5 protein-coding genes are annotated in these 7,951 nt (G+C 51.2%); all 5 read left to right on the plus strand.

Features of this window, described 5'->3' with window-relative positions; all coding sequences use genetic code 11:
• Positions 1 to 2,170: glycoside hydrolase family 104 protein (locus DEO48_RS26975; RefSeq protein ID WP_219933017.1), on the plus strand; the 2,170-nt coding region annotated here is incomplete at its 5' end.
• Positions 2,167 to 2,619, plus strand: coding sequence for a hypothetical protein (locus DEO48_RS26560; protein WP_146198285.1), 453 nt, complete (start codon positions 2,167 to 2,169; stop codon positions 2,617 to 2,619). The genes DEO48_RS26975 and DEO48_RS26560, both read left to right, overlap by 4 nt.
• A gap of 17 nt (positions 2,620 to 2,636) precedes the next feature.
• Positions 2,637 to 3,164 carry a hypothetical protein gene (locus DEO48_RS27210; RefSeq protein WP_258306111.1) on the plus strand — a complete coding sequence of 176 codons (528 nt, stop codon included), beginning with the start codon at positions 2,637 to 2,639 and terminating at the stop codon, positions 3,162 to 3,164.
• A 92-nt stretch (positions 3,165 to 3,256) separates the two neighbouring features.
• Complete coding sequence (locus tag DEO48_RS15675) at positions 3,257 to 4,210, plus strand: DUF4123 domain-containing protein (RefSeq protein WP_109845678.1); 954 nt, start codon at positions 3,257 to 3,259, stop codon at positions 4,208 to 4,210.
• Positions 4,211 to 4,232: 22 nt separating this feature from the next.
• A partial coding sequence (locus DEO48_RS15680) for a DUF6531 domain-containing protein (RefSeq protein ID WP_109845679.1) occupies positions 4,233 to 7,951 on the plus strand: 3,719 nt, incomplete at its 3' end.

Genomic DNA, 7,951 nt, shown 5'->3' on the forward strand with positions numbered 1-7,951 from the left:
AGTCCCGATGGAAACACGTTATCCGATAAGGCAGGCTAACGGCAAAGACTTTGACAGTCAGGAGGAAATACTGACTCTGCTGCGCCAGGAAAAACACGGGCGCTGGCTGTCGGGCTCTAATGACATGTGGCACGGCGGCATACATATCAGCCGCAATACGGCGCCCTGGTCGGTACTGACGCCGGATACCTGTGACGGTGCTGTACCGCTGCAGTGTATTGCCAGCGGGGAGCTGGTGGCCTGGCGCGTGTGCCTGGATTACGTTATGGGCAATCTCGGCGACAAACCGCTGCAGTACTCGCCGTCATTTTTGCTGGTGCGCTCGGTGCATAAACCGACAAAAGATTCGTCCACCTGGCTGTGTTTTTACACGCTGTATATGCACCTTGCGCCGCTCTCCAGTTACCCGAAATGGATGGTGTATCAGGTGACCCCAAAGGGCAACGGTCTTATCATGCGTCAGTACAGCGGCAGCGAGGTCCCGGGGCAGACAGCACCTCCTGAAGTCTCTCATAAAGCCCGTCTTCATAGTGGTGAGCAGGTGCTGATTGAACGGCAGGAAACGTTCCTGCTGCACAGCGGACAGGCAGAAGTGTTTGGCCTGGCGCAAAAAATGAAAGACGGTGCGCCGGTGGGAGATAAGTTCTGGACCTCTGCCCGTCCGGCCTTTGTGGAGCCGGTTGGTGAACAGTACGGTTATTTACCCGGATGGATGTCGGTAGCGCTGAAAACGGGGCAGTTTGATACCGTAGTGTGTCCTAAGGTGATGACGGCCATCAGGGCTGGTGATGCGATAGGATTTTTGGGTAAAGACGAGGTACCGGATGAGTTCTGCAATGTGACGGCCGACTGGTACTCGCACATCGAGGTACTGAGCAACGATGGCAGGATGCCGCTGTTTCTTAATAACCCGGCGCAGCTGCATACGGGTCGCCAGTTTTTGCTGGTTCCGGAGGGGAAACAGCTCTACCAGCGTGAGGAAAAAGGCAGCAGTCATATTTTTGAACCGGCGGGTCTGACGAACCGGGGGGATGCTACAGACATCATCCCGGCTGAATCAGCAACGTCAGCGACAGACAGTGCCAGCGTGGTGTATCTGCAAATCTGTCCCGGCACCTGGATACGTAAGGATGATGTGGAAACGGTGAGTCAGAACGACCTGACGAAACTGAAGTTTAAGGCCGTGGGGCAGGAGCCTGTCAGAAATCAGCTCCGCAGCCTGGAACAGCAATGGGTTATTGATGCTTTCCGTTGGCTGAGTAGTCAACTCTGGGGCGGACGCGACCTGGAGTCTGGGCAGTTGCAGGCGTATTACACCAGAATGGCGGATGAGCTGGAGAAAGGGAATACTCCGGAGAGTATACAGATCGAGAATCGGGGCTCTGTATCCGACATGTTACGGCACCGGAATCTGTACGTTGATTTTTTCCTGCGCAGGCTGGTGGTAAAGCACGAAAGCGAATGGCACGGCGGCAGTAAAAATCCAAAATGGAATGGTGTGCTTGCCACAATGACAGGTGATTCACTCGATTACGTCAAACAATGGCTGGATGCGCACGAATGGATGAGTCAGGTGCCTGAGTTCAGCAAGGATGAAGCGGTATGGCATTTTCATCCTGTGGAGTTTCTGGTAGCCATCAACACAGTTACCGTAAACTTAAAAATCGCTCGATTAAGAGCTTTTATGCGAATGATCCGAGTTGGTGAAGGTACGATTACAGACTCAGGATACAGAACTATGTTTGCTGGTGCTACATTTGAGAGTTTTGATGATCATCCTAATCAATTACATACTGCAAATGGTATCAGTTCAACAGCGGCTGGAGCGTACCAGTTCTTATATCGAACTTGGCGTTCACTAAAACTTAAACTGCAGCTAACAGATTTTTCACCTAAGAGTCAGGATCTTGCCTGTATTGAGTTGATTTATGAAGATCACTCATTGCAGCTCATTTTAGATGGGAAAATTAATGAAAGTATAAATTTATGTAAGAATACATGGGCAAGCTTACCCGGTTCTCCTCATGGACAACCAACTCAACGATTGAATAATGCTATATTGGAGTATAATAAATATCTTGAGGATGAAAAGAAAGGTAATACATCTTTACATGCAACTGAGCGTGAAATGCTAGATTTCATCATTGAGAATTACAAGGTGGACTTGTGAAAAAAATAGCTTTGATTTCTTTCCTTATGGTATCACAGGTTCATGCTGGGAGTGATTTCGAAATTTCATCGAAATGTGGAAGTGTTGATTATAAAATTTTATCAAATTGTAGGGTTAATAATTTAAAGCCAGGACAGGTTGAGGTTGATAATCCTGAGTGTACTATGCAATCTTTAGTTATTAACAATAAAAAAATAGACCTTGCTCAGTTTGGAGGGGTAATTGAAAGAGTAAATAAAAGTGGTGAAAAAGTAAGTATGATGCAGTATGTTTTTTATAGTGCATATTGCATCCAGGATAAAAAGTTGGTGCTTGCTTCATCTGGTGGATGCAATGCCTGTGGTGAAAAATTCGAAGCATTTAATTTAGATGGTATAAAAAGCTCAATACCATCCGGAACTTTAGGGAATGGAGTCGACATTTTACCTGATAAGCTTTTTATGCATTAATTTCTATGGTGTGAAAAATGAAGTTAAGAAATAAATATCCACTGCTAATTTCTCTAATATCTATTTTTGTTATAAATGTCTCCTCAGGTGGAGATGTCGCAGCAGGTGAGTTACCCAAAGGAAAAGACTATCCTGTGAAGCATGTATACAGAGGAAGAGTTGCTCCTCATGTTGATAGAAAAGATGATTTCACAAACACGTATAGAACCCGATTTAAAGAGGCACTACAAAATCCTGTGACATTTGCGGGGGAATATTCCCAGGCTGTATGGGGATGTGGAGGTTCTGGATGTCATGTTACTGCCTTAATTAATAAAAGAACAGGGAAAGCACTGTCACGTTCATTTCTGGTATATTACGAGGGGGATGATAGTCCTATTGGAGAGGATGTCCTCTACATGAATAAATATAGTCGCCTGTTAGTTACGTATGAAGTAGATGAAGAGACGCACAAACGATTTTATAATTACTATCTTCTGAATAACGATGTTCTTGATTTAATTGATAAAGTAAGCGATAACAGGCCGGTTAATACTCCTGAATAGAGAGTGATCTCGCTTTTACTGATTGGTCATTTCTTCACAATACTGATAGCTGGGTATGCGTTAAGAGGGAAGTAACACAATGATCCATCACTATGCCTGGATTTTATTCTGTTTTGGGAGATTTATCTGTGCCCCTTTCTCAGTCTTTTCTAATACACCACCAGACCACTCATGACCAATGGCTAAGTACCATTGGTCATGACGGTTGTTTTATTCTTGCTGAAGCGGCTATTAATGATTCTGTTCCATGGTTGGCTGAAAAGTTGTCCGGAAAGAATGAACTGGCGCGCCTGTACTGGAACAAAGTTGGGGCAACTCATGCATCCATTTCGCCATATATCATCCCGGTCAATCCGAATAACTGGGAACCGGTGAAAGAACACATCCTCACCCGTGATGGCTGGGGCATCGGTGTCCGGTTGTCCTGGAGGTATTGTTACCGGAGTGAAGAGATACAATTACAGGTGCTCTCACAGCATTTGCGCTCCTGGTTGCTGGTGACCACGCCTGAACAGGACGATGTGACATTACGTCTGGCGGACTGGCTGGTTATCAGGCCACTACTGGAGGCCAGTACTCATCCCGAAGCGTCAGCCCTGTTCGGCCCTGTTGCTGAATTCTGGCATCTTGCGCCCGATGGTTCGGCTGAAAGGCTGGAACTGACTCATCACACTGAACATCCCTCTAATATCACGCAGCCCCGAACACTCAGCCCACTGCAGTGGCAGGCCATTCTGACGCCTTCCCTGTTAAATACCCTGCAACGCTATATGGCCCACCTCCGGCAGCACCATCCCCGCTGGCACGATGCAGATAACAACGAACTTCAGCAGTTTACTGAGCAGCACTACCAGCAGGCTCTTGAATCTGGTTTTCGTCATGATCGCGACATTGTGCGCTATCTGGCGCTGGCGAGCGAACTTCATCCCGACTTTATCGGTGACGCCTGGGCGCAGGCCATCATGAGAGACGCTGAATATACCCCCGCAGGCAGCCGTATGGACCGTCTGTACAGTACAGCGGTTGAGATGATGGATAACGCGTAAAACGTAAAACAAGGATGGCGGTATGAGTGAGAATAAATCGGCAACGCTGGTGAGCAGCCAGGATGCCGCTGAAAAGAACTTTTCCACTGAGAATAAAATCTCTGGTGGCTGTGTCAAATGTGGCTGCGAGGCGCTGATTCATTACCATTATGATTCCGGCAAGCCTGTTCCTGATGCGCCCTTCGTGCTGACCGACAGTAACGGCAGTCAGATTAATGGCCGGACCGACGCTGACGGTCTGTGTCTGATTTATGACATGGGATGTGGAACGTTTGAGCTGTTGCTGGATGAAGGTTCAGACATCTTTGAACCGGAAAAGGCAGAGACAAATAACCCGGTACTGCAGGACAATCCTGAATATGCCCGCCTGGCGGGGGAGTATTTCACGTTGTACCTGCTGCTGCGCCAGCAGGGGTTACTTGCATACGATGCTGAGGACAGCAGCGATAAACAGGTGACGGTCAATGATACCGGCTGGCTGGGCGGGATATTCACCTCCGTACCGGAAAATTACCGTGACGCGTACGTGCGATTCCGGCAGCTCGACCGGCAGGTTAATCAGGGCAATATCGCGCTCAAACAGGCCATTAATACCATTCACCACCGTCTGGCCGCCGAAGTGGCTGACCAGGTGGGGGATGGTAACACGGCGCTTTTGTTGTTCTGCCAGATTGCCCTTGGCTTTGTGCCCGTGGTGGGGCAGGCCATCGATTTTTATGCCATCGGTGAATGGGCATGGGACAGCTGGAAACACCCTGATACCCTGAATGACCCGCTTCATATTGCTGATGGTGTGCTGTGCGCCATCGGGTTTATCCCCGGACTGGGGGATGCCATCAAAGTCTCTGGTCGGGCCATTCTGCGCGGCCTGGAAAAATCCCATCTGCTCAATTCCGGTGATATCCAGTTTGCCATTCGCACTATCAGGGGGTTATCGGATGGCAATCTGGTGAAGGGGTTGAGCTATCTGCAGGGGCAGCTTAAGCATTATGGCGCGCAGGCCCGGGCGTTGTTATCGGAAATACATACCGCGCTGTCAAAAACGCTGACGGACGCGACCAGTAATAGCTGGATTGTGCAGATGATCCACGCGGAGTTTCGTGCGCTGGTGGATGCGCTGGAACGACTTATTGAAAAATTTGATGCTTCAGTGGCGTACATCACGGCCCGGTTTGATGAGTTTGTTTCGAAAGTGGTTACCCGTGTATCGGATTCTGCACGCCCTAAAGGCAGTTATGAACGCAAAAATGCCGAAGGGATATCAGCGGCAACGGTATCGGTGAATGCTGGCCGCAACCGGGGCGAAGTCGTGGATAACACCCGGCTTGAGCAGGACGCGCTGAAAAAGGATGAGACCTGCCTGGCCTCCAGCAAACATTGCCAGACGGAAGGTGAGCCGGTCGATATGGCGACCGGGGCAGTCGTGGACTGGCGTACCGACTTTACGGTCCCTGGATTCTTCCCGCTGGAATTACGCCGTTTCTATCGCTCCACCGGCGAGCGTCATTCTGGCCTTCTGGGTTCACTCTGGCGCTGTCAGTGGGATATGCATCTGACCCTGGATAACGGGCTGATTACGCTGCTGGATGGCGAGTTCAACCAGCATGTCTTTGCTTCGCCGGATGAAGGTCAGCATCAGCGGGCGGCTTCCGGTCCCGAATGGCGGCTAAGTCGCGAACAGGGGAAACTCCAGCTACGCCATGTTGACGGCGTCCGCTATGAGTTTGAGTATGCCCAGGGGAAACAGCTCAATCTGACGTCGATGGAAGATCGGGCGGGTAACCATATTACTCTGCTGCGTGACCGCGGAACGTTACGCTGGATCGTGCTGCCGGATCGGCGTCTGATTTTTGCTGAAACTGAGCATAACCGACTCACCACGCTGAGACTGTGCGATAAGGATAAAAACGCGGTCAAAACGCTGGCAACGTATCGCTATGATGCGCAGGGGCATCTGCTTGAAGTGCGTGCCGGTGAGGGACGGAGTTTTGATTATCGTTATTCACCTGAAGGCTGGATGATCCGATGGAACGATCTGTCGCAAACGTGGGTGGAGCATACTTACGACAGCCGGGGGCGTGCGCTTACCGACAGAACATCCGGCGACTACTGGCGTGGACGGTATGTCTGGGATGATGAGACCCTCACCGGCCACTACCATAATGGCTTCGGTGGTGTGGTGAGCTACACCCGGGACCACAGAAATAACATCCTCTGTCGTCGTCAGGCTGACGGTGGGGAAACCCGTTTTGAATGGCTGGACGGCGAGCTTGCGGCACAAACTGACCCGCGGGGCAACCGCACAGAATATAAGAGAAATTCGTGGGGGCAGGTCGTTGCCGTCACCCATCCGGATGGTACAAGCCAGCGTTATGATTACGACGACGAAGGTGTATTGCAGACATATACCGATCCCTGTGGTGCGGTCTGGCAGTATGAGCATGACCAGCAGGGGCTGCTATTGGCAGTCCAGGATCCGGAGAGCCGGCGCCAGGAACAACGCTGGACAGAACGGGGACAGCTGGCCTCCCTGCTTTCGCCGGACGGTCGGGAACAGCACTGGCAGTATAACGAGCACGGGCTGACAGAGCGTATTGAATCGACAGGCATACCTCCGGTGCAATTTCACTACGATAAACAATATCGTCTTATTGAACGCCGGATCGTTCCGGAAAACGGGAAAATACTGTTTCGCCGCTGGGAATATAAGGGAAGCAGTGAAACGCCCTGTCTGGTGCGTTATGAAAATAGTACTGAAAGTCATCTGAAATGGGATACAGAGGGCAATCTGACTTCCGTGCGTGACGCGCTGGGGCTGGTGCACCGTTACACCTGGGGGGCGTTTGATAATCTTACCGGGATAACTAACCCGGAGGGGGCCTCCGTCCGGATTCACTATAACGCGGAAGCTGAGTTTGCAGGCGTTACCAACAGTCATGGTCAGAAGTGGGTATACCGGTTTGACGCCTGCGGTCGGTTATCCGAAGAGCGACATTATGACGGAAGACTGTACCGGTACGAATACGATGTCTGCGGGCAGCTCAACGCCCGCCATGCACCGGATGGCAGCGTGTTGCGTTATGGCTACGATAAGGTCGAGCGTCTCAGTGACATCACGGCTTATCGTGCAGAGGGAGAGCAGGAAAGCATCACAACGTTCAGCTATGATGCCGCAGGGCGGTTGCTGAAAGCCGCAGGCGCAGATGCAGTGGTGGAGTACGAGTGGAGCCCGTCGGGCAGGATAGTCTGTGAGCGTGTAAACGGGCAGGAGATTCGTTCTGTTTACGATGAGACCGGTCAGCGCATCGCCGCCAGCGGTTTGCTGAAAGAGCTGGGGCTAAGCTGGCGCCAGGGGCGTCTGGCTGCGCTGTCGGTGGGGAGTCATCAACCGCTGACGTTCAGCCATAATGAGGCTGGTTTGGAGCAACGGCGCAGCAACGGTCAGGGATTCTCGCTTCGACATGAATGGAGTGACACCGGACTGCTGGTGCGTCAGTCTCTGGCGCCGGACGGTGGTCGGGTGAATGACGTGCTGGAGCGCCGATACCGGTACGATGTGCTGGGCCGTTTGGTGGGCATGGACGACAGCCACTGGGGAAACCGGGAGTTCAGACTGAATGGCACCGGGCAGATAACTGGAGAGCGTGACGGGCGAGGAGAGCGCAGAAAGCCCAGAGTGTTTGCGTATGACAGCGAACTGAATCTGAAGGAAATTCAGTCACTGGTTGCCGGTAAAGCGCC

Source organism: Enterobacter sp. CGMCC 5087 (genome assembly GCF_003144775.1).
Classification (GTDB): Bacteria; Pseudomonadota; Gammaproteobacteria; order Enterobacterales; family Enterobacteriaceae; genus Enterobacter; species Enterobacter cloacae_M.

Excerpts from the sequence above, each read along its gene's own strand:
- DEO48_RS27210 (WP_258306111.1), top strand. The coding sequence starts at position 2,637 with ATGAAGTTAAGAAATAAATATCCACTGCTAATTTCTCTAATATCTATT.
- DEO48_RS15675 (WP_109845678.1), top strand. The coding sequence starts at position 3,257 with ATGCCTGGATTTTATTCTGTTTTGGGAGATTTATCTGTGCCCCTTTCT.